General features: G+C 33.2%; 24 protein-coding genes. All 24 read right to left on the minus strand.

Going from position 1 to position 24,843, the window contains the following annotated elements:
- Positions 1 to 77: 77 nt before the first annotated feature.
- The gene (locus tag AZ46_RS06060) at positions 78 to 1,877 is read right to left on the minus strand and encodes an ABC transporter ATP-binding protein (RefSeq protein WP_029280918.1); all 1,800 of its coding nucleotides are present in this window, start codon (positions 1,875 to 1,877) and stop codon (positions 78 to 80) included.
- 18 nt (positions 1,878 to 1,895) lie between these two features.
- Positions 1,896 to 3,077, minus strand: a complete 1,182-nt coding sequence (locus tag AZ46_RS06065; RefSeq protein ID WP_029280917.1) for a nucleotidyltransferase domain-containing protein — start codon at positions 3,075 to 3,077, stop codon at positions 1,896 to 1,898.
- Between the two features lie 4 nt (positions 3,078 to 3,081).
- Positions 3,082 to 3,501, minus strand: a complete 420-nt coding sequence (locus AZ46_RS06070; protein ID WP_051827190.1) for a lasso peptide biosynthesis B2 protein — start codon at positions 3,499 to 3,501, stop codon at positions 3,082 to 3,084.
- 55 nt (positions 3,502 to 3,556) lie between these two features.
- Positions 3,557 to 3,853 carry a lasso peptide biosynthesis PqqD family chaperone gene (locus AZ46_RS06075; protein ID WP_029280915.1) on the minus strand — a complete coding sequence of 99 codons (297 nt, stop codon included), beginning with the start codon at positions 3,851 to 3,853 and terminating at the stop codon, positions 3,557 to 3,559.
- Positions 3,822 to 4,781, minus strand: coding sequence for a phosphoenolpyruvate carboxykinase (ATP) (locus tag AZ46_RS06080; protein ID WP_029280914.1), 960 nt, complete (start codon positions 4,779 to 4,781; stop codon positions 3,822 to 3,824). The genes AZ46_RS06075 and AZ46_RS06080 overlap by 32 nt, the downstream gene beginning before the upstream one ends.
- 85 nt (positions 4,782 to 4,866) lie before the next feature.
- Positions 4,867 to 5,007 (minus strand): paeninodin family lasso peptide, encoded by a 141-nt coding sequence (locus tag AZ46_RS21715; RefSeq protein WP_139015478.1) that lies wholly within the window; start codon positions 5,005 to 5,007, stop codon positions 4,867 to 4,869.
- 15 nt (positions 5,008 to 5,022) lie between these two features.
- Complete coding sequence (locus tag AZ46_RS06085; RefSeq protein ID WP_029280913.1) at positions 5,023 to 6,951, minus strand: asparagine synthase-related protein; 1,929 nt, start codon at positions 6,949 to 6,951, stop codon at positions 5,023 to 5,025.
- 188 nt (positions 6,952 to 7,139) lie between these two features.
- A complete protein-coding gene (gene galE, locus AZ46_RS06090; protein ID WP_029280912.1) occupies positions 7,140 to 8,174 on the minus strand; it encodes a UDP-glucose 4-epimerase GalE in 1,035 nt (344 codons plus the stop codon).
- 74 nt (positions 8,175 to 8,248) lie between these two features.
- Positions 8,249 to 9,406, minus strand: a complete 1,158-nt coding sequence (locus tag AZ46_RS06095; protein WP_029565757.1) for an aminotransferase class I/II-fold pyridoxal phosphate-dependent enzyme — start codon at positions 9,404 to 9,406, stop codon at positions 8,249 to 8,251.
- Entirely contained in the window at positions 9,360 to 10,061 is a 702-nt protein-coding gene (locus tag AZ46_RS06100) for an acetyltransferase (protein WP_051827132.1), read from the minus strand. Before AZ46_RS06100 ends, AZ46_RS06095 begins: the two co-directional genes overlap by 47 nt.
- Entirely contained in the window at positions 10,054 to 10,650 is a 597-nt protein-coding gene (locus tag AZ46_RS06105; protein WP_029280909.1) for a sugar transferase, read from the minus strand. The genes AZ46_RS06100 and AZ46_RS06105 overlap by 8 nt, the downstream gene beginning before the upstream one ends.
- Before the next feature lie 13 nt (positions 10,651 to 10,663).
- Complete coding sequence (locus tag AZ46_RS06110) at positions 10,664 to 12,217, minus strand: oligosaccharide flippase family protein (protein WP_029565758.1); 1,554 nt, start codon at positions 12,215 to 12,217, stop codon at positions 10,664 to 10,666.
- A 31-nt stretch (positions 12,218 to 12,248) separates the two neighbouring features.
- The gene (locus tag AZ46_RS06115) at positions 12,249 to 13,451 is read right to left on the minus strand and encodes a glycosyltransferase (RefSeq protein WP_029280907.1); all 1,203 of its coding nucleotides are present in this window, start codon (positions 13,449 to 13,451) and stop codon (positions 12,249 to 12,251) included.
- Between the two features lie 5 nt (positions 13,452 to 13,456).
- On the minus strand, positions 13,457 to 14,656 hold the full coding sequence (locus AZ46_RS06120) for a glycosyltransferase (RefSeq protein WP_029280906.1): 1,200 nt from the start codon (positions 14,654 to 14,656) through the stop codon (positions 13,457 to 13,459).
- Between the two features lie 8 nt (positions 14,657 to 14,664).
- Positions 14,665 to 15,828 (minus strand): polysaccharide pyruvyl transferase family protein, encoded by a 1,164-nt coding sequence (locus tag AZ46_RS06125; RefSeq protein WP_029280905.1) that lies wholly within the window; start codon positions 15,826 to 15,828, stop codon positions 14,665 to 14,667.
- A 2-nt stretch (positions 15,829 to 15,830) separates the two neighbouring features.
- A complete protein-coding gene (locus AZ46_RS06130) occupies positions 15,831 to 16,865 on the minus strand; it encodes a glycosyltransferase (protein ID WP_029280904.1) in 1,035 nt (344 codons plus the stop codon).
- An 18-nt stretch (positions 16,866 to 16,883) separates the two neighbouring features.
- Positions 16,884 to 18,077: a glycosyltransferase gene (locus AZ46_RS06135; protein WP_029280903.1), complete on the minus strand. Its 1,194-nt coding sequence runs from the start codon at positions 18,075 to 18,077 to the stop codon at positions 16,884 to 16,886.
- Positions 18,078 to 18,087: 10 nt separating this feature from the next.
- Positions 18,088 to 18,711, minus strand: coding sequence for an acyltransferase (locus AZ46_RS06140; protein WP_029280902.1), 624 nt, complete (start codon positions 18,709 to 18,711; stop codon positions 18,088 to 18,090).
- Between the two features lie 12 nt (positions 18,712 to 18,723).
- Positions 18,724 to 19,500 (minus strand): glycosyltransferase family 32 protein, encoded by a 777-nt coding sequence (locus tag AZ46_RS06145; protein ID WP_324606981.1) that lies wholly within the window; start codon positions 19,498 to 19,500, stop codon positions 18,724 to 18,726.
- Positions 19,501 to 19,515: 15 nt separating this feature from the next.
- Positions 19,516 to 20,583 carry an EpsG family protein gene (locus AZ46_RS06150; RefSeq protein WP_029280900.1) on the minus strand — a complete coding sequence of 356 codons (1,068 nt, stop codon included), beginning with the start codon at positions 20,581 to 20,583 and terminating at the stop codon, positions 19,516 to 19,518.
- 13 nt (positions 20,584 to 20,596) lie between these two features.
- Entirely contained in the window at positions 20,597 to 21,508 is a 912-nt protein-coding gene (locus AZ46_RS06155) for a glycosyltransferase family 2 protein (RefSeq protein WP_029280899.1), read from the minus strand.
- A gap of 1 nt (position 21,509) precedes the next feature.
- Complete coding sequence (locus AZ46_RS06160) at positions 21,510 to 22,631, minus strand: glycosyltransferase family 1 protein (RefSeq protein ID WP_029280898.1); 1,122 nt, start codon at positions 22,629 to 22,631, stop codon at positions 21,510 to 21,512.
- Between the two features lie 10 nt (positions 22,632 to 22,641).
- The gene (locus AZ46_RS06165; RefSeq protein WP_029280897.1) at positions 22,642 to 23,709 is read right to left on the minus strand and encodes a glycosyltransferase family 2 protein; all 1,068 of its coding nucleotides are present in this window, start codon (positions 23,707 to 23,709) and stop codon (positions 22,642 to 22,644) included.
- Positions 23,672 to 24,838: a glycosyltransferase family 4 protein gene (locus tag AZ46_RS06170; protein ID WP_029280896.1), complete on the minus strand. Its 1,167-nt coding sequence runs from the start codon at positions 24,836 to 24,838 to the stop codon at positions 23,672 to 23,674. The genes AZ46_RS06165 and AZ46_RS06170 overlap by 38 nt, the downstream gene beginning before the upstream one ends.
- Between the last annotated feature and the right edge of the window lie 5 nt (positions 24,839 to 24,843).

Below are 24,843 nucleotides of genomic sequence, written 5' to 3' on the forward strand. Positions count from 1 at the left end.
TTGCGCGAGCTGATTGGACTAACTACACTAAAAAACGTCAGTCGAACAGGTAAAAAGACACTCTTGTTAGGAGTGTCTTAAGAATGAACTTTTATCTGGTTTCCAAGCAGCTGATGGAACATACCTTTCCCTTCTTGAGACAGTTGCTTAAATCCTCCGTTTTGAATAAGCTGACCATTCTCTAAAACGACTACCTGATCAGCATTCTTAATAGTTGACATTCTATGTGCAATAACAATAATCGTCATCTTACCTTTTAATCTCATTAATGATTCCTGTATTTTGGCTTCATTCACAGTGTCTAAAGCACTAGTAGCTTCATCTAAGACTAAAATAGAAGGCTTTTTTAAAATAGCTCTTGCTAAAACCAGCCTTTGCCTTTCCCCTCCCGAGAGTCTGATTCCTCTGTCACCAATAACAGTGTCCAAGCCATTTGGGAGCTTTTTAACAAACTCTGCTGCTGAAGAAAATTCTAAAGCTTCCCACATTTGATCATCTTTTGCATCCTGTGAAATTAAAAGGAGATTCTCTCTAATGGTCGTATTAAATAAAAAAGGATCTTGAGGAACATAACTGATCGTTTGTCTAAAATTAATTAGATTTGATTCATTTAAAGGCTCTCCATCAATGGTTACCTCTCCTTCCTGAGGAGTCATAAGGCCCATTAATATATCTATGAGAGTGCTTTTTCCAGCACCGGAGCGGCCTACGATTGCTGTCATTTTGTTCGTTGGAATAAAAAGATTGATGTTCTTCAATGCATAATTTGAGGAATCGTTTTTATACTTAAAACTAACATCTGAACATCTTATGCCATCTTTAAGAAATAATCGTTTATCAACCCGTTCATTTAAGGAAATTACTTCTATTTCATTTTTGCATTTACCCTGAAAAAGCATTAATGCTTTAAAAGAGGGAATAGTAGCAGCAATTTGTTCAAGGTTTGACTGAATACCAGTAAACTTTGGCCATAACCTTGAAAAAATAAGTAGTATTAGCATTAATTCTGCAGTTTTAGAGAAAAATATGGTAATTGAAAAATACATAAAGAGAGCTATTAATACAGCTGAAGAAACTTTATAGATTAGTTGAGAGTTTGCACGTACTTTTGCAAGTTCATTAATATTTCTCTCCATCTTTCTTGAAATACTCTCTAACCAAATATAATGGACCCCTTCCAAATTATTACTTTTTATATCCTTAATTCCGTTAATTTGATCTGACACACCTGCAAAATATTTCTTAGATAGTTCAAATGTGTCAGAGCCTAGATTTTTAGATTCTTTTATTAATTTTTTTGAAAAGAAACTCAATATGAGACCAAAGAAAACCACTAGAAATGTCAACTGCGGAGAAATTAGAAATGCTATTATTACTTGTACAAAAGTAAACAAAGAAGATGCCATAAATTGAATAAAAAAATGTGTACCTCCGCTAACCTTACTAATTTCAGAAGTCATAATGTTTAAAATATCAGACTTTCGATAAGAGAGCAAAAATCTCCAGTTAGTATTGAGTAATCCCTTATAAGTTTCTTCTTTTAAATGTCTCAGAAAGCCTTGTTGGATCCTTGCACTTAATAATGTTTGATGCCTTTGGAAAATATTCTGTAAAGATATTATTAAGATGTATAATGCTAATAATATTATTATGCTATGTTCCAAAGGAAGAGATTTAATAAAGTTAAAGAAATTTGACAGAGGAACTATTTGATTGTCTATCTTATCAAAAAGTCCTGTCGCAATGAATAAAGGTATTATAAGTATAATTCCTAAGCTATCAAGTATGCTGATCATAATCATTCCAACAAAACAAACGTACAGTGACTTTCCCGCATTTTTATTCAGTTGCCTTAGAAAATGTGTTAAATATATCATTTTTCACACCTACTTAATTTAAACTATTTTTCTTCTCTTTCTGATCACCCACGTAACTGGCCTCAAAGGTATATATAGTAAGTCTAAACGAGAAGGCAATACAATTAATTCCTTATCTTTTGGATATGGAAATAAACAGCTAATTAAAAAATATATTTTGTGTTTTAACGTTTTGATTGAAAATAAATATGAAGAATGATATTTATTTACCTCTTCTGACAAAGGGGGCGAATGTAAATTTACTATATTTTCAAAATAAAACAAAGTTTTCTTGGAAAGTTCAAATGAATCTCTTGTAAGTAGAAATTTACACTTATCCGGTATAGGAGTGTTAAGGGTTTGATTTAGCAAAATTAATACTTTTCCTAGTAAATGTAAATACTGATACTCTTTCAATAATCTCAACAAATTTTCCCAATCTATATTTTGTTTCATAATTTTTTCAATGTCTAAAAGCCATCTCAATCTAGACCAACCATGTCTTGCGCCATGGGAAAGCAAGAACATGAATAAGTGTTCTCTTCCAAGACAATATATAGGGTAATCCAATACTTCACTTTTTCTTTTTGAAGACCATAGATGAAGGAAATCTGGCTCTTTTGCAGGTCCAGGGTTAAGGCGCCAATGCACTTCTATTTTAATTTTCTTTTCTTCATGTTGAAAGTTTATATGGTGGTGTCTCCACTTCCAATCATTTAAAATGGTTGGAAAATTCTCTGTTTGCAGATAACCATTAGATATTAATAACTCTTTTGCTTCTTGTAAGTTTTTAATGTCCACCAAAATATCAATATCACTTGAGGTTCTATATGAAATGTCTCCATATAAATCCTTCGCTAAAAACGGACCTTTAAGAAACAAAACTTTCAAATTATTAGAAATAAACAATTTGCTTATATCTCTCATTTCCGCACAATAACGAAGCATTAGTAACGTATTACTTTTATAATTATTTTCTATAATTCTTCTCACTTTGTTAGGAAAAATGGTTGGATTAGCAAAGATTACAGAGGATAAGTTGGGGTATATGCGATGATGCATACATAATTCTATGAAGTGATCCCATTTAATTTTTTTTAGCCTTTCACTACTTATGTCATATTTATTGTTATTGTTATTGTTTTCATTTTTAATTAGGTTAATAATTAGCATTAGCTCATCAGACAAATTTTTAAAATCTAACAGATAATCATTATTCATAAAGTCACCTAATATTTTTCTTTCTTATTTTTTTTGCAAATTTGACTATCATTGTATAATCTTTCATTTCATAGGCTCCAGTTACATAGTAATTACCTGTCCTAAGCCACGCATGCGCTGCTAGATTACCGTCGGAATCCTTGTTTGTCCCCAAATATAGAGTACTTTCAATATTTCTTCTCTCAAGCATTTTCATCGCTGCAATGGCTCTCACTAAGCATTTGCTTTCCCAAAAAGTATAGTTACTTGCAATATAAATAGCATTTGTTATATTTTTTACTTCCTCTAGGTTCTTTAAATCAATTTCATAATATGTTTCTTGCATTTTTTCACCTAACAAAGGAGCAACTTTGGAAAATGGCAATGATTTTAAGATTCTTGCACAGCCTAAAAAGATGAAGGATTCAATTAATAAAACTCGCATATTTCTATTCAAAGATAAAAATGAATTAACTTTCACGGATTAGTCATTCCCATCATTAGTGCTTAATTATTTCTACTAGATCCTCATTGTAAAGTTTGTTTAAAAAAACGATAACTTCTACTTCACATTTTTTCTTCGTTATTTCGTATATAGAAGTTAAATGAGAAACAACTTCTGATACATTGCATTCATGTTCTATTTTATTCCATATTTCTCCCCCGACTGTTCCCAAATTATAGTAGTTACCCTTATCTATGTTCATCATTACTATTTCATCATTCATTCTGCTGACAATATTGCCCTCTTTCTGCTTTACTTGGCTAGACATATTGATTTTCATAGTATTGATCATTGTTAATCTCCTTTGAAATAGTATTTATTATTAAAGATCTTAATTGCTCCGCGGAGAAACGATTTATTGGTCGAGATAATTTGTAAAGTTTAATAGTTGTTAGAAACGATGAACTTGTCTTAAAATGCCACTCATTTAAACACATTTTGCTAATAAATTCATTTCGATATGTATGTTGTGTCAAAGTTTTAAAGCATTCCAACCCTGACAACTTTGATAAAGAGATATTATCCGAACTTGTCTTAGTTAGTTCAAATACACCTCTAAGCGGAACATTTTTATAAGAAAAATTACTTACTGGTATAGAATATTTTTTTTCTCTATTATAGATAGGCTTGAACAGAGTAGCATCCATTCCTAAATCTCTAATACTGTTTTCCCACAATTTCTGAGAAGGGTATGATGGTATTACAACTGGAAGATCATTCTCAGAAAGAACAACTGGTATAACATCATCTGAAAGAAGTTTATAACCTTCTTTAATAAAACTTGCTGCCAAAGTTGATTTTCCAGCACCAGATTCTCCAACAATTGCATAAGCTGACCCATCAATTTCTATTGCACTACCATGCAAAGACAGTATTTTTCTTTGTAATAATACAGCTCCCATACACGTACCTAATACATATAATCTAATTTGATCTAAACTTGCATTTTTATCTGGTGAGACAAGAATTTGACGACCTCCTTTAATTAAAAAAATCCCTAGATCAGGTAGTCGGAACATTACATTATCTTTAGTAAATATATATCTATTAAAGATTTCCCCGTTTTCTGACCACTCTTGGAATAAATCAGCATATCTAATTTCAATATCAATCTGATTTCCTCCTAGAGAAACTAAGTCTCTCAACTCTGGAAATAATATATCACTTGAAAAACTAAAACCAAATGCTTTATATTTATTTGCTAAATTATTTTCATACATCCGCTACAACTCCTTATAAAGATTCTCAGAACCTCCATATAGCTGTTACATTATATAAAGGTTCTAAGCATTCTAAGAAATAATATTAAGAGCCATGATGAATTCCGATTTGACCTTGTTCGCCTAAATCTTCATTGTAGCCTTCATCATATTTTCCCCAGTTTTGGCTTGCTAATGTTTCTTGAACTGATAGAATTTCTAGTTTAGGTGTTTCCCATTTTTTCATTTATTTCACCTCCTTTCAAAAATGCCTTTTAATAAAATAAAATACATTCAAACTATTAATTAATACTTGAAAATCACGGTCATAAGAGTATTCTAGTCTTGGATTATTCTTAATTTTTTTAAATGCAGCATTAAATAAATTCATATTAATTAACTCAGACATTACACTATCATCGCTAATTTTATACAGCTCGTTTTCAAATTCTTTCCAATGTGGTTTTAAGCGATGTATATAATCTGCTCCTTGAATGCCTCTTACCTTTTGGTTTAGCCTAACTTCATCCGGCAAATATGATTTTGAAACATTTCGGACTAAGGCCCTACCCATACCCTCTCGAACAAACTGGTCAATTGGTGTTGATAAACAAAATTTAATGACTCTTAAATCATTTGTAGGGTCCCTTTTCCATAACGCATTTTCTAAAGATAGTTTAGTACCAAGTGTGCCAGTAGAGTTCCATGAGAATAATTGCTCAAAGTGTCTTATTCTTGAATTAGGAAAATCAAATATTTTATTGTTATTCAAAAATAATCCGTTTTCTTCCAATTTATTAAATACGAAAGTTTCCTTTGCAAATTGATCGTTTATTAAAGATTCTTCTTTTAAAGTGTTAGACTCATTAAAGTTTAATAAAGGGAAGCTAATTTTCCCTAAAACCGGTACAAGCCTTAAACGATTACCTCCAATATTTCTACTATATAAATTTAATTCTTTAAATAATTTTATCCATCTCATCCTTTTCAATAATAATGCATAGTATTCTAATGCTGGGCCCCACGAAATACTTAAATTCCCCCTGCCTCCATTTAAAAGAATACCAATATCATTGCTGCTTGATTTTTCAAAGATACCTCTTATCCAATTAGAATTTGCAAAGAATTTATATGGCATTTCCATGGTCTGATGCCACTGCTTTATTTCTAGTAAAGGGTGTTTTGGATACGAATCATAATCTGCAACAATATTTCCTACATGATTTATAGTGGATCTAATATACGTTGATTCATCTGCAAGTAGTGATTTGGGTGTCCAATCTTTAAAATCTTTTGGTGGAATATAACTATATGTAAAAAGTTGTTTATTCTGCTCTCGTAATTGATTTGCTGCAAAACTTACTACAGTACCTGAGTCAAGCCCTCCACTTAAGTGAGCACCAACATTACGATGAGTACGTAACCTGGATTTTATTGCATTATTAAAGACGTCTTCAAATGCTTCTACATATTCTTCACTTGATTTTAATCTGAGTTTTTGTGTGTTACTTAAATTGCTATACCTTTGTGTATTGACGCTTCCATTTTTGATAATGATGCTATGGGATGGAGGAAGTTGAAAAACACCTTTATATACAGTTAAATCCATACTAACTGCTTCATTCATTCCTGGGATTGCTAAGAATTCTGCCATCCAGTCAGTATTCATTTTTTTATTAGAACCATTAATTTTTAACAAAGGAGTAATTGTTGTGCAAAATAAAAAAGAATTTTCATTATTTGAATAATAGAAAGTTCTGCTTCCTGAAAAATCCCTTGCACCAAAGAGATGATCAGTTCTTTCATCCCAAATCAAAAAGGCAAACTCTCCAATTAAGTATTTTGGTGCATTCCCCCCCCATTTTTCATATGCAAGTAAAATTATTTCGCTATCAGTCATACTAATTCGATTTATTTTATCGACCATTAATAAATCAAATAGCTCCTGCCTATTATCAATAATGGCATCTGCAGTTATAGCCAGTTTCTTATCAGAATCATAGTAGGGCAAAACTTCCCCCACCGATTCAGGTGTAATCCATTGAGCATGGCAGCCCATAAAAAGATGATTTTTCACCAGGACCCTGCTTGAATTGGAGGGGAAGTGCTGGAATGCATTCATCATAAGATTTATCTGATCATTGTTTATTGAATTGTTATTAAAGTGATAAATCCCTGCAATTGCACTCATAAATACCCCTTAGACAAATATTTTATTCTTAATAAAGAACAAGAAGATTTTATAATACTTATTTTTTCACTATAAATTACTACTACTTTAATTTAATTAAATCAAATAACTCTTAATTCATTCTATATAGAGAACATTACTACACTTTTAAAAAGAACACAATATATTTTTGAGTAAATAAATGAAATTTAACTATGAATGGTTTTTACAGGATATTTATAGCCTTGAGGATTATTCACCTGCCATCTCCAAGTATCTTCAAGCATTTCTTTAAGGCTCTTCGAAGCTTTCCATTTTAATTCTATTTCTGCTTTTGCCGGATCTGCAAAACTGACGGCAATATCCCCTTTTCTCCGCTCAGTGATACTAAATGGAATTTGCTTTTTGGCTACTTCTTGGAACTGACTCACAACCTCTAATACACTGAATCCGTTTCCTGTCCCAAGATTATAGCAATGTACTCCATGAGCTGCGAGTGTCTTTTGAAGTGCCTTAACATGTCCCTGAGCAAGGTCTACTACATGGATGTAGTCACGAATACCAGTACCATCATGTGTATGATAATCATTTCCGAATATCTTAACCTCCTGGAGTTTTCCTATGGCTACCTGAGATATATACGGGACCAGGTTATTTGGCATTCCATTTGGATCTTCTCCTATCAGCCCGCTGCTGTGAGCCCCCACCGGATTGAAATAGCGGAGAATGGATATGCTCCATTTTTCATTGGAAGCTTGAAGATCTTTAAGAATTTCTTCTGCCATTAATTTGGTTCTTCCATATGGATTAGTCGCCTGCAGCGGCAGTTCTTCAGTAAGCGGTGCATTTTCATTTGCTCCGTACACAGTTGCAGATGAACTAAAAACCAGACTACAGACATTGTAAGTATTCATTACTTCACATAGATTTAGTGTGCTTATTAAATTATTTTGGTAATATTTCAACGGGACAGTAACTGATTCTCCAACAGCTTTTAATCCTGCTAAGTGAATAACGGCATTTATAGATTGCTCAGAAAAAACAAGTTCCAGCTCACTTTTAATAGTCAAGTCACAGTTATACACGGGAAAATATTTGCCAGTAATCTTTTGAACACGATCTAATGCTTCAGGATGACTGTTAGAAAAATTGTCAGCAACTACGATTTCGAAACCTTCCTGCAATAACTCTACACAAATATGAGAACCGATATAACCAGCCCCGCCAGTAATCAGAATTTTCATCTTATGCATCTCCTTTTACAAACGCAAATAAACATCTCACATTAAATAAGATGTTTGAGTTCGTTTTATTTTTTTCAACCTGCTGCCTTTCCTGAAACCGCTGCCGATACTATGCAGTCTATGATAAACATCTGTTCATCAATCGTCATTGCAGAACCAGAAGGAAGACATATTCCCCTGTTGAATAGATCTTCAGATACAACTTCCTCAACATGATGAGAATAAAACGCAGCATGTTTAAACAAAGGCTGCATGTGTAGCGGTTTCCACACGTGTCTTGCTTCAATGTTCTCTTTTTCCAGCAAACCTATTAATTCACCTGCACCCAAACCAAATTTTTGTTTGTCTATCGTCATAGCTGTAAGCCATCTGTTTGACCTCGTACTGGTCAGTTCTGGCATAAGCTCAATACCTGGGAGATTACATAGGGCATCTTCATATCTCAAAAAAATCTCTCTTCTTGTTTGAACCCGGTCTTCTAACACCTCTAGCTGTGCACGGCCAACACCTGCCAGCAGATTGCTCAAGCGATAGTTGTACCCCGTCTGGCTATGTTCATAATAAGGTGCTGCATCTCTGGCCTGAGTTGCAAGAAATCTTGCTTTTTCAAGGAGGTCAATGTGATCTGAAACGAGCATTCCCCCACCTGAAGTGCTGATAATTTTATTTCCATTAAATGAATAAATACCAAAATGCCCGAAGGTTCCGCTTTTCTTCCCTTTATAGCTTGAACCAAGTGACTCTGCGGCATCTTCTATGATTGGAACGTTATAATGCTCGCAAATAGTACTGATTTCATCCATTCTTGCACTTTGGCCATATAAGTTGACTACTATGACTGCTTTAGGTAATTGGTTGTTTGTTTCTGCGTCGTTAAAAGCGCTCTTTAATGCCTCTGGCGACATATTCCAGGTTTCAGGTTCTGAATCAATGAATATTGGGTTGGCCCCTTCATATACTATTGGATTGGCACTTGCCACGAATGTAAGAGACGAACAAAAGACATAATCGTTTCTTTTAATTCCCAATAACTTTAGTGCCAGATGGATAGCTGCTGTGCCAGAGCTCAATGCTACTGCGCCTCCAGAACCAGTATAGCTTGCCATTTCCTGTTCGAACGAATCTACATTAGGTCCAAGAGGGGCAATCCAGTTGCTTTCAAATGCTTCATTGATGTACTTTTGTTCATTTCCGCTCATGTGCGGAGGAGACAAATATATTCTTTTTCTCATTGAATTTCTCCTTCCTATCACTAATAAGATACCTTGCGGGATTTCCTACTGCTGTTCTGTGGTTTGAAATATCATTAATCACCACAGATCCCGCACCAATAATGGCCCACTCTCCTATTGTTTTATTAGGAATAACAGTGGCAGATGCTCCGATGTGTGAACCGGTTCTTACTGACACTCCGCCAGTTAATGTTGCATTAGGCGAGATATGCACATAATCCTGAAGACTATTGTCATGCTCAACGATAGAACCCGTATTAATAATTGCATGGTTGCCAATCTTCGTATTAGCATTAATGATACTGCCGGGCATCACTACTGATCCTGGACCTACTTCAGATGAGGAACTTATAATGGCGGAAGGATGAAGGAGTGTTGCATACTGATTTTCATCTATACTTAATTGTTTAACAATCCTTGCGCGTACGCCATTGTCTCCTAAAGCCACAAAAAACGATATGGAAGGATATCTTCTCATTAAATATTCATATTCAAAAATCTTCCCATAGAAAATTCCATCCTTTTCTTCCGCTTCATCGAACTTATCGTCCAATATCGCGGCAAACTGATATTTGTTTTGTTCTTTAATAATATCCCTTACAACTCTGCTGTGACCTCCGTCACCAATTAATGCCAGCTTGATTAAATTACTCATTAGCTGCTCCTTTAAACTTTTGAACCGTTGCAAAACCTGTCTGATTAATTCCTTCTGACTTAATTACTTTCTTAAAAGTAAGAAATAAGATTTTCATGTCCAGCAGAAGAGTTCGATTTTTCACATACCATACGTCCAGTTCAAATTTTTCTTCCCATGAAATAGCATTTCTGCCATTAACCTGAGCCCATCCTGTTATACCGGGTTTAACTTGATGCCTCATTGCCTGTTCCTCTGTATAAAGCGGCAGATACTCCATAAGCAATGGCCTTGGACCAACTAAGCTTAGTTCACCTTTTAACACATTAAAAAGCTGAGGCAATTCATCCAAACTGTATTTTCTTAAAAATTTCCCAAATGATGTTAATCTCACTTCGTCAGACAGCAAAAAACCATTTTCATCCTTTTCATCCGTCATTGTACGGAATTTATAAAGAGAAAATGGTTTATGATTTAGACCTGGTCTAACTTGTACATAAAGTATAGGTGATCCGAGTTTAATTCTTACTAAAATTGAAATAATAATTATGAATATAAATAGGATTGTTATAAGAATTAGTACAATTAAAATATCAAGAAAATATTTAATAATAAACACTTCCCTACAATTCTTTATTAAAGTAAAGTTCCTTTTTATTAAAATTTATAATTATATTAAATAGTTTTCTAAACGGGCTTGATAATAATTCTTGCTCATATTTTTTCAACCCCCAAAAATATACACTTGTACAATAAAGTGATATAAATAATAGAATCTTTATTATTAAACACAAAATTCCTACTGGTAATATTGAGTTTAATAATATTCCAAATAACAGCACTGGTAACATGGGTACACACATAGATCCTATCTCATACCAAAATTTCGGTATATTTATCTTCAATTTTATATGATAGTAAAAGTTCATTATAAATATATTACCAATAATCATTGAAATTGCTGTTGCAGTTGCAGCACCAATTCCACCAAACCCTTTAATAAGAGGTATACTTATAATTAAATTACCTATAGCAATTAATAAAAGTATGCTGGATCTAAACTTATGTAAATTTTTTGCTTGTAGTATAGAAAGGCCTATATTTTGGATAAGAGGAATTGTATATGGCCCAATCAAAATTAAAGCAATTACATAAGCATCTGTATATTGAATTCCAGCCCAAACTCCAATAAATTCCTTACCAAATAGTAAAAATAATAAGAATACCAATGCTATAATTGAAAATTGTATTCTTCCTACTTTTATAAAGATGTCAGTTAAATTTACGGAATCCGTCTTATTAGTAACCATAGTTGTCAATCTTGGTAAAAACATTCCTGATATTGCAGTTGAAAATTGCATGTAGTACATATTAAATTGAGAGGCTATTGCGTATATAGATACGATTAGTGTACCCGAATAAACTCCTAATACAATTTGGCCGGTAGACCAATAAATTTTATCAACAATAATACCTATGAAAATAAAAAGAGAGTAGATAGAGATTTCTTTAATCAACTTCTTATTAAAACTCTTAAACATAAAGGCTGTTTTCAAATAAATTACACAATAATATACGTTAAATAGGTTGAAGAATAAGTTTAAAATACTATGCGCAATTACCATTTCTACTGCCCCATAGTCAAATGATAAAATACACAAAATAATTATCGGATTTAACAAGGTTCTAATTATCAAGAGAATTTTCGGGAAAATGAATCTTTCATAGGAAGTAATTATTGAACTGAAAATAGATAAGGGAAAGCTTAAAGATAAATTTATGATTAAAATAATAAACATGATTTTAAAACTTTGTAACTCACTAATAGTTAATGAGTTGCTAAAAATATTTTCAATGTAAGTGAAAAAAATTAAACCTACAAAAATCGTAATAATTGAGAGAATAATATTAATTATTAAAAATAAACCGTTGAGGTTAAATTCCTCATACTTATTCCCTAGAGCTCTATATTTTGATACATAACGAATACAAGCATTTCCAAATCCTAAATCGATCAAACTAAATGTTACTATAATAGAACCTACAAGTGAATATAGGCCATATTCAGCCTGACCCAGCATTCTTAACATTATAGGAGTGTAAATAATCCCTATAATGTTTCCTAAAAAAATCAAAGTGTAAGATAAAATTGCTCCATATTTATATTCTTTATTCATAGCTCACCCTAAATAAATTTAATTAAATACATTAATTTTCTAAGCATAAATTATAAAATTTCTCTATTTCCGACTCTGTTCCAAAATTATTTTTTGAAAGGTTATTCATTAATTTATTCTTTAATTCTGCATTATCTATTATTAACTTAATTGCTTGAGCAAGTGATTTTGGTGACATTTCAGCTATTAGACCATTTTCTTTATGGTCAATGTGATCACTCGCCGATGAAAAATTTGTAATCACTATGGGCTTTGCTAAAATTTTGGCTTCTTCTATTGCAATTGATTTACCCTCGTAACGAGAAGGTTGGACATAAATATCTGAGTTTTTGATAAAAGGATATGGATTAGTTTTCACTCCAATTAACTCGAATTTTCCTATTAAGTTTCTCTGTTCTATAATTTTGTTAAATTTCAATAATTCTTCATCAGTTCCATAACCAATAATTTTCCAATTAATTTCATAGCCAGTTTCAACCAATATGGAACACGATTCTATAGCTAAGTCAATTCCTTTCTCATGCGCTAATCTCCCAACAGTTACTATCTTGTTAGTTCCTGTTAATAATTTATTCTTATGAGTGGCTTCTATATTCGATAAAAATCTTATAGTATTAGGCGAAACTATATTATGAATCACTTGAACCTTATCTTGAAAATCATTAAATGTATTTCTTAGAGAATTAGCACATTCCTTTGAAACTGCAATAAGTTTATCTAATTTATCGAAATAAAGTTTATCAAATTTGGGGTCCATCCCTGAATTAGTATAATGAGTATGAATCCACCCTATCTTTTTCTTCGCATTTACATAATCTACCACGTAATAGATTGAAGTCTTTTCCAAATATCCAATTGCTACATCATATTCATTCTCAAGAGCGTTAAATGTGGGACCGATGTATTTCCACGCGCGCTGTTCACACCTCGCTCTATTTTTCTCCAATTTAAATATGACACTCGCCTTTATCCTGGCTACTATCAAATTAAGTCTCCCACGTTTAATATTGTTTACCACAGCAGTTTTAAATGACATGTCAAAGTATTTATAATTTTCCGGTGCTTGTAGAATTTTAATTTTTTCAGGAAGGTTTTGAAAGTATATACCGTCATCTCTAAATAAGAGCAAATCCACTTCAAATTTAGAATAATCGATGGAACTTAGTAAGGAACTTAGTGATTTTTCTGCTCCTCCTGAACTTAAATTATTCATTACAAATAAAATTTTCTTCATTTCATTCACGTCCCTATTAATCTATAAAACTTACTAATTTCATCTTCAGTTCCCAGATTTTTCTCTGAAAGATTATGAATAAGCATGTTTCTTAGTTCTTTGTCATGAATCAGTTTTTCAATTCCTGCTGCAATTGACTTTGCATCCATATCTACAATCATCCCATCTACACCGTCAATTATTTGATCTTTGGCAGTGCTAAAATCAGTTACTATTATGGGTTTTCTTAATATCTTCGCCTCGTCTATTGCAATGGATTTCCCTTCAAATTTAGATGTTTGTACATATATATCTGCTCTCTTTATAAAAGGATAAGGATTTGGTTCCAGGCCATGTAAAATGAAATTATCTTGAAGTTTTTTATTCTTAATCATTTTTACTAGCTTTTTTCTTTCTTCTCCTTCACCAATAACATGCCATTTTACATTAATTCTTTTTTTACATAGCAGCTGGCATGCTTCAATGGCTAAATCATACCCCTTTTGGGGATGGAGTCTGCCTATTGTTAAAATTGAAATTTCTTTATTGTTTGATCCTAATGTTGTTTTCTCGGTGTTTTGAACGGCCATATTGTAAATCACTCGAGGAGAAACTATATTATAAATAACATCTATCTTATCTTTATGACTTGGAAAGTTTTCTTTTAGGATCACAGAACATTCTTCTGAAACAGTTACGATATGATCGAGTTTGTTAAAGTATTCCATATCATACTCCGGATCCATGCCTAGTTTATTGTAATCAATGTGTACCCATCCTATTTTTTTGTTGGCGTTTACCTTTTCCACACAGAAATAAGTAGAGGTTTTCTCCAGAAACCCTATGGCTGAATCATATTCTTTATCCAATACCTGAAAAGACTTTGAAACATATTTCCAGCTATACTGCTCATTTTTTGAAACGTTTCCAGAGAGTTTGTTTCTAAAAGCAAATAGAATCCTGTTATATACCATATCGAATTCTCTCTTAAACATAAATTTGATAATTGACTTATGAGCTGGAAGCGCAAAAACCCTAAATGTTTCAGGTAAAGGCAAGACATTTACTTGATTTGGAAGATACCTCATAAATATGCCATCATGATTGAATAATAATAAATCTACATTAACTTTTTCATAGTCAATCAAAGTTAATAAGTTAATCAGGCTTTTTTCACCGCCGCCTGCATCGAGTCCAGGAATGACGAATAATAGATTTTTTTTCATATGAACTCCTATTTACCAACAATTTGTGCCAGATAGTCTACCGCTTTGAAGGACATTCTTTTTGTTCTTGGAATAGCCTCTTCCAGTTCAGCAATTATTTTTTTTTCAGATGCTTTCATTTCCTCAAAAGTTTCTATTAGCTTTTTGGAATTGGAGAGTTCGTTTATATTGAGCACCAGCTTTTCTTCACCGAATAAATCTTTTGCAATTCCTTTTGATTTTACAGAATATCCCAAAACCATTGTAGGCACGCAATTTGAATAAGCAGCGATTGTAGCATGCGTTCTCGCTCCAATAAAAAATCGCATTCTTGCAATATATCCTTTATATTGAACGGCGTTTAAATGATCTGGTAAAAGGATGACTCTTCGAGTTTGTTTATAATCGTTGTAAAAACTGGATAAAATCTCATAGTCATTATTTCCTTCATCAATTACATGTGGAGTTAATGCAATTGTCATGTCTGTATTGACAAGAATATGTTCAATTAAGGATTTTATTGCTTTTTGTGAACCTTTGTTTCTCCTCCATACGAGAGGGCTAAAGTTAACTCCAATCGTATTTCCTTCCTGCCAGCCATTAGGAAGTGGCAACTCTTCTTTCTCCATTGTGAAAGCTGGGTCTGCCACTAATTTCACATTGCTCAATCCTTTATCTGTCAAGATATTGTAGGTTAATGATTCTCTCGCCAATATAAGATCAAATAACTTTAAATCTTCTAATTTTCTTTTGGACAGATCTTCTTCCCCAATTGAACAGCCCCATAAAACTAATTTTTTTCCTTTAGCTTTGACTCTCTTATTTACTTCATACCAGCCAGGCTGTTCTCCATAACAATAATTATCTCCCCCAATTGAAAGACAAACATCCTTTCCTTTAATTTGTTTAATTATTTTTTTGTGAATTTTTCCAAGTGCGTATGAGTCATCTTTGAATAATTTAAATTGAATCGATGAAATCAGCCATTCTCTTGAAAATTTTCTTATCTCTGAATTCGATCCATCAAAAATTCCATCCAGGTTGTTGATCATTTGATCTGTTTCAGGTTTGAAAGATGAAAGGAAGACTTTTGATCCTTTAATATTTTCTTTTATAATTGTTGTAGTTGAACGAACTATTGCTTCACAACCTCTATTTGGACTTCCTGAATGAGCATATAAAAAAATATTCACTTTTAACACCTCTTATTATTTTTATAGTAACTATATAGGACCAAAAAATTTAATCCCGATATTAATTTATATTTAATTGCAAATATTAATAGTTTCTCATATCTGTTCAACTCGTTGGAGTAAATCAATAAATATTGAGATAATGCATCAATGAAATCCGTATTCCTAATAATTTTTTTAACGAACCTATACCTCTTATATAAATTCATTTTGTTATTTGGAGAAAAATATTCATGTATAAGTGATATTGAATTTCTAACTAGTTTTTTGGATTTTAATAATTTTATTGTTTTTTTATCTATATTTAGTTCATTAACTAAAACATTATTATAAATGTCTAATTCTCTTTTGAAATAGTCTTTAGTTATAATATTTCGAGTCGCACTTCCTTCAACATTCCTATAGTAATAGCCACTATAATTAATATACTTAAGTGAGTTTGCATGATTTAAGTAAAGTATATTAAATATACCATCTTCACCAAGACTCAAATTGTTTGGAAATAATATGTTATTGTGTTGAATAATGTCTCTTTTATATACCTTGTTCCAAATGGAATTTAATTGATCAGACTCAATTAAATAGGGTAAAATTTCATTTAGTATATCTTTCTTTTGATAAATGGTATCTAATTTTAATGGATTACAAATTACCTTTTCTTCACCTTTTCTATAACTAATATAATTTGAAATAATTATATCGCTTTGATTAATAATGGCTTGTTTATATAATGTTTCGTAGAATTCTTCTTCTATAAAATCATCCGCATCAACAAAACCCACATATTCACCTTTAGCAATTTCTAATCCATTGTTTCTTGCTGAACTGACACCGTTATTTTTTTGATTGATCAGTTTAATTTGTTTAGAAGTCTTTAATTTTTCTTCAATAATTTTTCTGCTTCTGTCAGTTGAACCGTCATTTACAAATATAAATTCACATTCTTTTAGTGTTTGATTGAGTAAAGATTCAATACATGCTTCGAGATATTTTTCTGCATTATATACTGGAATAATCACGCTAATTTTCAATGACATTCTTTATCACCTTCACACTTAAACAATTTCATATAATTTATCTAGTTCATTTGAGTTCAAGTATTCTTGGCCTTCAAGATGAGTAACAAATGTTGCTCTTAACTGAGGATCCAAATATAATGTTTCAATTGCATCTGCAAGCCCTTGAGGACTCATATCACAAATCATTCCGTCTACATTATGATTTATTTGGCTGCTTGCTGTCGGATAGGAAGTGATAATTATTGGTTTGCCTAAAATCTTCGCCTCAGTGACAGTTACTGCTTTTCCTTCATACCTTGATGGCTGCACGTAAATGTCACTTGAGCGGATATATGGATAAGGATTTTCTTTTTTTCCGAGCAAGATAAAACTTTTTTCAAGTTTATTCTCAATGATTAACTCTTTGAGTTCTTCTTCTTGACCCCCATAGCCGACAACATACCATTTGATTTCCGGGTACCCTTTATCATGAAGGATTTTCAGAGCTTTAATGGCCATATCAAATCCTTTAACATATGAGTATCTTCCAACTGAAATTAAATTAAAATCAGAATCCTTAATTACATTTGCTTGTTCAGATTTTGACATTCTAGAAATAAATTCTGGTGACGTAATATTTTCAATTAATCTGACTTTTTCATTTAATGATGGATAGACCGATAAGAAAGATCTCGAACATTCTTCAGAGACTGAAGCAATATAATCAAACTTTTTCCAGGCAGCAAGATCGACTTTGCGATCCACTTCTAAACTGCCGTAGTCCGTGTGAATCCAAGCCATTTTTTTATGTGCAGAAATATTATTTGCAACGATATCATGCGGCCAGGCATAACTTATGGCTAGGTCATATTCTTTTTTTAGCTTCGGCAAAACATAAGAAGAATATTTCACAGCAAGCTGCATTTGTATATAAGCGGAGCCTTCTTTAAGTTTATTCTTCTTAGCTTTAACAAAGGATGCATATTTGACCATAATTCTTATTAATGATGTCGCTGTATGACCTTCTTTTATACATTGAGTGATGGGTTTTCTGAATACAGTGTATGGAGCAATTTCCGGAAGAATATTTACTGGTTTTGGAATGAGATTCATAAATTCGCCTTTATGTTCAAAAATAAGCAGTTCTACATGATATTTTTCATAATCAAATTTTTCCAGCATATTTATTAAGCTTCTTTCAATTCCGCCAATTTCCATGTCATATAAACAAAATAAAATGTTTTTTCTCATGGCACCCTCTTTATGTTGCTATCGTTTTTTGTTTAATATTTTTCAGCTTATTTGTTCTATCATTCATGAATAAGGTATTTTCGGGAACAAGGCCTTTTACAACACTTCCAGCAGCAATGACTGAATGATCACCAATCCATGTATCCTTTAAAATAACAGCATTAGCACCTATCCATACATTCTTTCCTATATGAACTTCACCTTTAATTAAGTGCTGGTCACTTTCATTCTTAAAATTATGATCGTGGTCATTAATGCATACATTAGGGCCAATCTTTGTTTTGCTGCCGATTGTAATCTTATTTACACAATTGATTATGCAATTGTCATTAATAAAGACTTTTTCTTCAATGACTAATTCAGCGTTAAAATCTAGCCTAACGCTCGCGTTTTTCCTTATAAAAACATATTTCCCAATATTTAAACTAGAGTTCTTGTTGAAGATTTCTATCTTACTGTTTTGCTGCATGGAATAAATTGTAGATTTAATATTCTTTGGATAAATGATTTTGTAAAAAAGACCTCTTGTGATCCCCTTTAAGTGGGACAGGTTCATAATAAAAGCTATTTTCAAACCTCTATTCTTAGATTGTGTAACTACTTCCCTGCAGATTTTGTATGCTATATTAAACATATTTGCAACTCCTTAAGAAAGTAATTTACGAAGCTTAGCAATGTTGTTTCCGCCGATCAGTTTTGCAAGGCTGAATTTTATATAGCCCTTCACTTTTGTCCTATAAGGAAGCCAACTTTTGTAAAAATAGTGAATAGCATATGTGTTTTCTGTGATGAATTTCCTGCCATTAATATAATCATAAGGTGAAAAATAAGTTTGAGGATAGAAGGCGCCTATTCCTTCAATAACTTGGTATTCACCATTCAGCAGGAGCTTCTTGCTTTCCAATAGCCTTGTGACTACCGCAACATTAGTTAGACTGTCAAAGGAACCGTCCTCTTTATAGAAGCGCTTAGTTTCATAAGTATCTAAGAAGTCTTTAATAAATCTGTTTCCTTTCATAGCTCCAATTGTACTGGTAGCTATATAGTTTTCTTGTTCAAATCCCCAAAATGATTCGTGCATGTGCATGGATGCACTAAACGGTTTGAAAATTTCAACATCTGTGTCCAAATAAATTCCTCCATGGTGATATAGTGCGTAAACTCTCACATAATCACTTACAAAAGCAAATTTGCCTGCTTCGTATGCTTCTCTCACATAGGAAAAAGAGTTAACATCAAAGTTTTCTTCATTCCATTCGATTATTTCATAGCCTACTAGATTTCTTTTCCAGCTTTGAATACATTTCTTTATGATCGCCGGTTTTTCTTTTTTTCCAAACCAGCAATAATGAATTAATTTGGGAATCAAAATCGCTTTTTTAATCTTTGTATCTTTGGCCATTTTCAGGATCCTTTCCGTCAAAGCGTTCTTTATAATTTATAGTTTCAGATAGTCACTTTCGTAAATTAAGCCATAACCAATTACGTGCTCATAATAAAAATACAAAAAATAGCAAATGAGAATTCCGTAGTAAATTATTTTTTCATGTTTTTTCTTAAAGAGTTTTACAACCCATGAAAGAAGAATTAAGTTATATAAACCAAAATAAATATTAAATCTGGCAAATATCCAATTTTGCGAAGCGATAACCATAAAGAGGACACTGATAATTGACATATTGACAATGTAGTCGCTCTTTGGCCAAAGCTTTCTCAGTTTATCCCTGCCTAAAAAAGCAATTATGACTGGAACGGCATTAACAAAAACCCGGATTTTGCTTGCTCCACCTTCTTCAAAATGACTGTATTGGCCATATTGGGTGTTACTTATTACAGAAAACAAGAGATTAGAAAACTCATTAAACCCAACAACGATTAATACAGCAATACCAAGCAACGCAAAAGTTACTTGTGTCCAGGATTCTCTTCTCACAATAAAATAAATGGGCAGCAAAACAAGCGCGCTTTTGTGAATGGTAGATGCTAAAAGTATGACTACTAGATATTTTTTGAATTGACCATTTAGGATATATTTTGTGCCCGTAAAAACAATAGCAGCAGCAAAGTACTGCCTGATTCCGTTCATAGATGTCGTAAACATGCCAGACGCAATATATACATAAACGCTCAGTTCAATAATCCTTGAATATTTTAAAAGGACGATAATAATCAATAAGTTTGTAATAAGTGCCGTTGTAAATACTAGAATTTGTGGATCTGAAGATATCTGCTGCAGGAGCAGCTGATAAATGTTAAACCCGAAATCACTTGTATAATTAATTGCTTGCCATGATAATTCATTTGTCTTATATGAGTGCATGTAAAAGTAGGTATCCCCAATATTCTTCTGAAGACCAGCTACTGCAATTAAACAAACTGCAGCCAATCCAACAAATATCCTGTTTGGTTTAACGAAATTGTAGTGTATAGATGGCTGCATACTAAAATACCGCGCGAAAAATGAAAATAAATAAACTATTCCGAGATTCAACCACATAACAATCATTCTTGTATTCCTTTCAGTTTTGCCTATTCGTTAACACAGCATTTCTCCGATCAGTGTTCCTCAGAAATAAAAATAAACCTATACCAAATGGTATGGCTGCCAAAGTTGTCAGCTTTCTTGGTGAATCATGAAGAAACTTTTTATTTTTTATCATCAGACTGCTAGATACATAATGAACAGATTCCCTAAATCTGTCCTTTAAGGAAGGTGAATATTCCATGCCGACTTTCCGAAAGAATGCAAATCCATTTGGATTTTTCTTATATTGATTGATCATGTTCAAACTGGAGCCATCAGGCAAATATTCCACATGGCATAAAACTTCGTTCATTATCAGCAGCGGATGCATTTGATCAATGAGCACATATTTGTAACTGAGCGGACAATATTTTTCTCCGGGAAAGATGGGATAAGGCGGTGTTTTCCTAATTAAATCTGTTCTGTATACAAGTTTCTTGTCGCCTTTTACTTTATACTTTGAGTAAAGGGTGGTTAATGTGGAATGATGCAGCCCATTAGGCATGCTTGTTCCAATTATTTCTCCAGAGGGTGCTGCGTCCAAACCGACAATTCCTGCAAAGCGACTGCTACCATGTTCTTTCCAAAAAGAAACAATCTTTTCCACAGCATCATCAGACATATAGTCATCAGAGTCTATGCAGACATTTAATTCTGTCTCTATTCTTTCGTATGCAGTATTATGCGCACCATGCATGCCCTGGTTTTTCTGAAAGTGATAAGTAATTGAAACTAAATCCTCTTTCATCCAAGTATTCACCAGATCTCTTGTTCCGTCTGTTGATCCGTCATCAATGATCATCCAGAAAAAATCTTTACATGTTTGCCTTTTTAGACTTTCATAACACTTGTGAAGGGTATATGCTCTGTTATAGGCAGGAGTAAACACTGTTAATACAACTGTCATTTTATACCCTCTCCATTTCTAATGAATTTTCCAGGTAATAACCCTCAAGCCCTTTTGCAACAGAAACCGAATCAAATCCTTTTTCTTTTAATATAGTAAACGTATCATGGCGCTCATTATTGGATGTAAGTATATCTTTAGCTAAAGTTGTAGCCTTTATTTTTATATTAAAGAAAGAAATAGTTCCAGTAATATTAGTATCTCTTGTAATAGTATTTGAAGCGAAAATAGGCAACCCTGCCGCCTGAGCCTCCACTAATACAACGGGTAATCCTTCAAAAAAAGATGGAAAAAGAAATATGTCCATAGCTTGCATTAATCTAGGTATGTCTGTTCTCACACCAAGAAATTTAACATTATTTGTTAGTCCGAGCTTCTTTACTTTCTGTTCAATCTTCAATCTTGTGGGACCCTCCCCAGCAAGTAGCAGGACAGTATCAGGATTTTCGTTGTAAATCTCCCTAAATATCTCAATCAAAAAAGAATGATTTTTCGAAGAATGAAATCTGCCAACGTGACCGATAACTAATTTATTCTCTATTTTCAAGTCACTTCTCACACTATTTCTAATCTCTTGATTAAATTTATATTCATTCAAGTTTACAGCATTATTAATTATTTTTACCTTTCCAGACTTATTTACTTTGTTTCCAAACAGCCAAGATGCAGCTCTAGATGAGCAAGCATAATAATTTGTAGGAATATCTTTCATTATAAATCTTCCATATAACCGAAACGGAAATTTATAATCTATTCCCAAATCACTAGTATGACTATGAGCTATTCTACAAGGTACATTAGCATATTTTGCTGCTCTCAAAACAAAGCCGCTATTCTCATTGATATGAGCATGTACAACCTTATACGTATTATTCACTTTAAAAAAATCATCTAGTGACCTAATGTACTCTCTATATCTTCCTGGTCTAATAGCCGGCATTCTGAAAATCTGACCGCCAAGCTCTTCGATCTCATCATCATAGTGTCCTCTATCCATCCGGTGCACCATGAAATCAAACTGAATTTTACTGCGGTCTATTTTTCTGTAATAATTCATCAGCATGGTCTCAAGTCCGCCTCGATTCATGATAGTTACTACTTGAAGCACTCTCATCGGTTTCATACTCTTCCTCCTAACGCACCGCTTTTCTTAAATATTCAATAGATGTAAGCATGATGAATAAGCCCAGTACGGATTGATTTTTGGCAAAGAAAAAAAACGTCTTCCAGGCCACCGAACAATGCGTTGTATTGAACTGGCTGAGTGAACGTTTCATATGATCACTGCTTATTATTTTTTTCAGTTGTCTTAATCTATCAACAAAAGAACTTTTGTTGGATTTACTGATGGTGTTTAAACCTAACCCAAGCGTATTGAGACTGATGCGATTTTTTAGAACTGCCTTGTATTCGCTTCCCAGATTTTTTTTTTCGATGAAATTTTCCATTAGTTGATAGAGAGTAAAAAACTGATCAGTCAAATGACAGTTGTATTTTGTGGTAACCGATGATTCATTTGATCGCCAGTAATGATAAAGCGGCTTATTTATGAAGATGAATGATTCAGCATGATAGACAGCGTGTATGTTAAATAGGGTATCTTCATTGCTGCCGATCAATTTTAGATCTGTAAAGAAAAGCTCCTGTTTTTTAATCAGATCGGCTTTGTATAACTTAGACCACACGGTTCCCCATGAATCAAGATTTTCCGGGGAGGCAGCCTCTTTATCTGTCGGCCCAATAAGCCTTTTAAGCAACACAGATTTCAGTTCAGAACCTTTATAAGCGATGGAAGGTGGCCCATCGAATCTTTTAACATTGGAATGTGTTCCAAATTCACGAACGTACGAACACATGACAATATCTGCATTCTCTCTTACCGCCGTTTGATAAAGTTCATCATACATAAAAGGATGAATCCAGTCATCTGGATCAACGAACCCAATATAATCTCCTTGAGCAATTCTTAATCCATCGTTACGTGCATCTGAAACACCATTATTATGTTTATGCACAACTATAATTTCAGGGTGTTTATTTTTGTAATCATTTAAGATGCTGCCGCTTTCGTCAGTTGACCCATCGTTAATACAAATGATTTCAACCTCTTTAAATTTCTGATTAAGCAAACTTTCCAGGCATCTTGATAAATAGTTTTCCACATTAAATATAGGCACGATTATACTGATTTTCGGCTTCATTTTCTTCCCTCTGCATGTATTTGTTATAGATTGATTCAAGTTCATGGATTACAGATGCCGTCTCATATTTAATAAGCCTCAATCTGCTCATATCTCCAAACTGTTCTCTCAGCGCATTAAATGTAGTTATCTCAGCGACTTTTTCAGAAAAAGCAATCGAGTTTTGATCATGTATAATGAACCCATTCACCCCATCTCCCACAAGCTCACGATGCCCCCTGTTGTCAGTCGCGACTATTGGGAGGCCGCATGCCATTGCCTCCATAATATTGACAGGAAGCCCTTCACGTAAACTGGAAGCGACGGCCAAGTCGCACATGGGAAGGATGTTTGCGATGTCGTTTCTGAATCCAAGGAAATGGACCGTGTCTTTCAGGCCATTTGCTTCTGCAAACCGTTTACATTCAGTTAGAAGAGTTCCCTCTCCTGCCAGCAGCAGCTTAGCGTTTGGCAACTTAGTTCTCAGATGTATCATCGCCTTTAGGAGCAGCATTTGATTTTTGTTTTTGTTGAATTCTGCTGCATAGAACATAAGCAAGTCATCTTTTTGGTAACCGTATAATTTTCTTCTTTGTACTTTATCTTCTTTAGGAATTGGGCAGAATTTTTCAGTGTCTACCCCAACTCCGTGAATGTGTTCAATAGATCCGGCTTTGAACCGGTGCTTTAAGGCGAGATGATAGTCTTCATTGTTAATTGTAAGCAGGCAGTCAGTATAAGAAGAAAGCCATTTTTCAACTGGATAATACGTTAGCCAGTTTTGAAGAGAGGCTCCTTTGCAGAAATGAAAACCGTGTGCTGTGTAAAGGACTTTCGTGCCTTTTTTGCGTGCATCCCGTGCTGCAAGTCTTGTGAGAACCCCTCCAACAGGAGTGTGGCAATGGATAATGCTATAATGATTGTGATCAATAATCTCTTTCAGCTGCCTGTATGCATCCGTGTTTCTTCTATTAAATGGTGATCTTTTGATGGGCAAATTGAATTTAAAGTCAGTATAAGGCAGATCAATGGTTCCATGGGCAGCTACATGAACTTCCCAGCCATTTTCCTGAAACCATTTAAGTACTGGAAGATGAAAACTTTTGAAATGGTAATCCACTGTTGCTGTAAATAGTATTTTCGGCTTCATTTTTT

It is taken from the genome of Metabacillus indicus LMG 22858 (genome assembly GCF_000708755.2).
Taxonomy (GTDB): domain Bacteria; phylum Bacillota; class Bacilli; order Bacillales; family Bacillaceae; genus Bacillus_P; species Bacillus_P indicus.

Bases quoted from the DNA above. Each gene is read 5' to 3' on its own strand.
- AZ46_RS06160 (WP_029280898.1), bottom strand. From the start codon at position 22,631: ATGAAACCGATGAGAGTGCTTCAAGTAGTAACTATCATGAATCGAGGC.
- AZ46_RS06075 (WP_029280915.1), bottom strand. From the start codon at position 3,853: ATGATCAATACTATGAAAATCAATATGTCTAGCCAAGTAAAGCAGAAA.
- AZ46_RS06165 (WP_029280897.1), bottom strand. From the start codon at position 23,709: ATGAAGCCGAAAATCAGTATAATCGTGCCTATATTTAATGTGGAAAAC.
- AZ46_RS06095 (WP_029565757.1), bottom strand. From the start codon at position 9,406: ATGAGAAAAAGAATATATTTGTCTCCTCCGCACATGAGCGGAAATGAA.
- AZ46_RS06100 (WP_051827132.1), bottom strand. From the start codon at position 10,061: ATGAGTAATTTAATCAAGCTGGCATTAATTGGTGACGGAGGTCACAGC.
- AZ46_RS06080 (WP_029280914.1), bottom strand. From the start codon at position 4,781: ATGTATGAAAATAATTTAGCAAATAAATATAAAGCATTTGGTTTTAGT.
- AZ46_RS06115 (WP_029280907.1), bottom strand. From the start codon at position 13,451: ATGAAGAAAATTTTATTTGTAATGAATAATTTAAGTTCAGGAGGAGCA.
- AZ46_RS06070 (WP_051827190.1), bottom strand. From the start codon at position 3,501: ATGCGAGTTTTATTAATTGAATCCTTCATCTTTTTAGGCTGTGCAAGA.
- AZ46_RS06085 (WP_029280913.1), bottom strand. From the start codon at position 6,951: ATGAGTGCAATTGCAGGGATTTATCACTTTAATAACAATTCAATAAAC.
- AZ46_RS06155 (WP_029280899.1), bottom strand. From the start codon at position 21,508: ATGACAGTTGTATTAACAGTGTTTACTCCTGCCTATAACAGAGCATAT.
- AZ46_RS06130 (WP_029280904.1), bottom strand. From the start codon at position 16,865: ATGTCATTGAAAATTAGCGTGATTATTCCAGTATATAATGCAGAAAAA.
- AZ46_RS06150 (WP_029280900.1), bottom strand. From the start codon at position 20,583: ATGATTGTTATGTGGTTGAATCTCGGAATAGTTTATTTATTTTCATTT.
- galE (WP_029280912.1), bottom strand. From the start codon at position 8,174: ATGAAAATTCTGATTACTGGCGGGGCTGGTTATATCGGTTCTCATATT.
- AZ46_RS06140 (WP_029280902.1), bottom strand. From the start codon at position 18,711: ATGTTTAATATAGCATACAAAATCTGCAGGGAAGTAGTTACACAATCT.
- AZ46_RS06065 (WP_029280917.1), bottom strand. From the start codon at position 3,077: ATGAATAATGATTATCTGTTAGATTTTAAAAATTTGTCTGATGAGCTA.
- AZ46_RS21715 (WP_139015478.1), bottom strand. From the start codon at position 5,007: ATGAAAAAATGGGAAACACCTAAACTAGAAATTCTATCAGTTCAAGAA.
- AZ46_RS06110 (WP_029565758.1), bottom strand. From the start codon at position 12,217: ATGAATAAAGAATATAAATATGGAGCAATTTTATCTTACACTTTGATT.
- AZ46_RS06135 (WP_029280903.1), bottom strand. From the start codon at position 18,077: ATGAGAAAAAACATTTTATTTTGTTTATATGACATGGAAATTGGCGGA.
- AZ46_RS06060 (WP_029280918.1), bottom strand. From the start codon at position 1,877: ATGATATATTTAACACATTTTCTAAGGCAACTGAATAAAAATGCGGGA.
- AZ46_RS06170 (WP_029280896.1), bottom strand. From the start codon at position 24,838: ATGAAGCCGAAAATACTATTTACAGCAACAGTGGATTACCATTTCAAA.
- AZ46_RS06120 (WP_029280906.1), bottom strand. From the start codon at position 14,656: ATGAAAAAAAATCTATTATTCGTCATTCCTGGACTCGATGCAGGCGGC.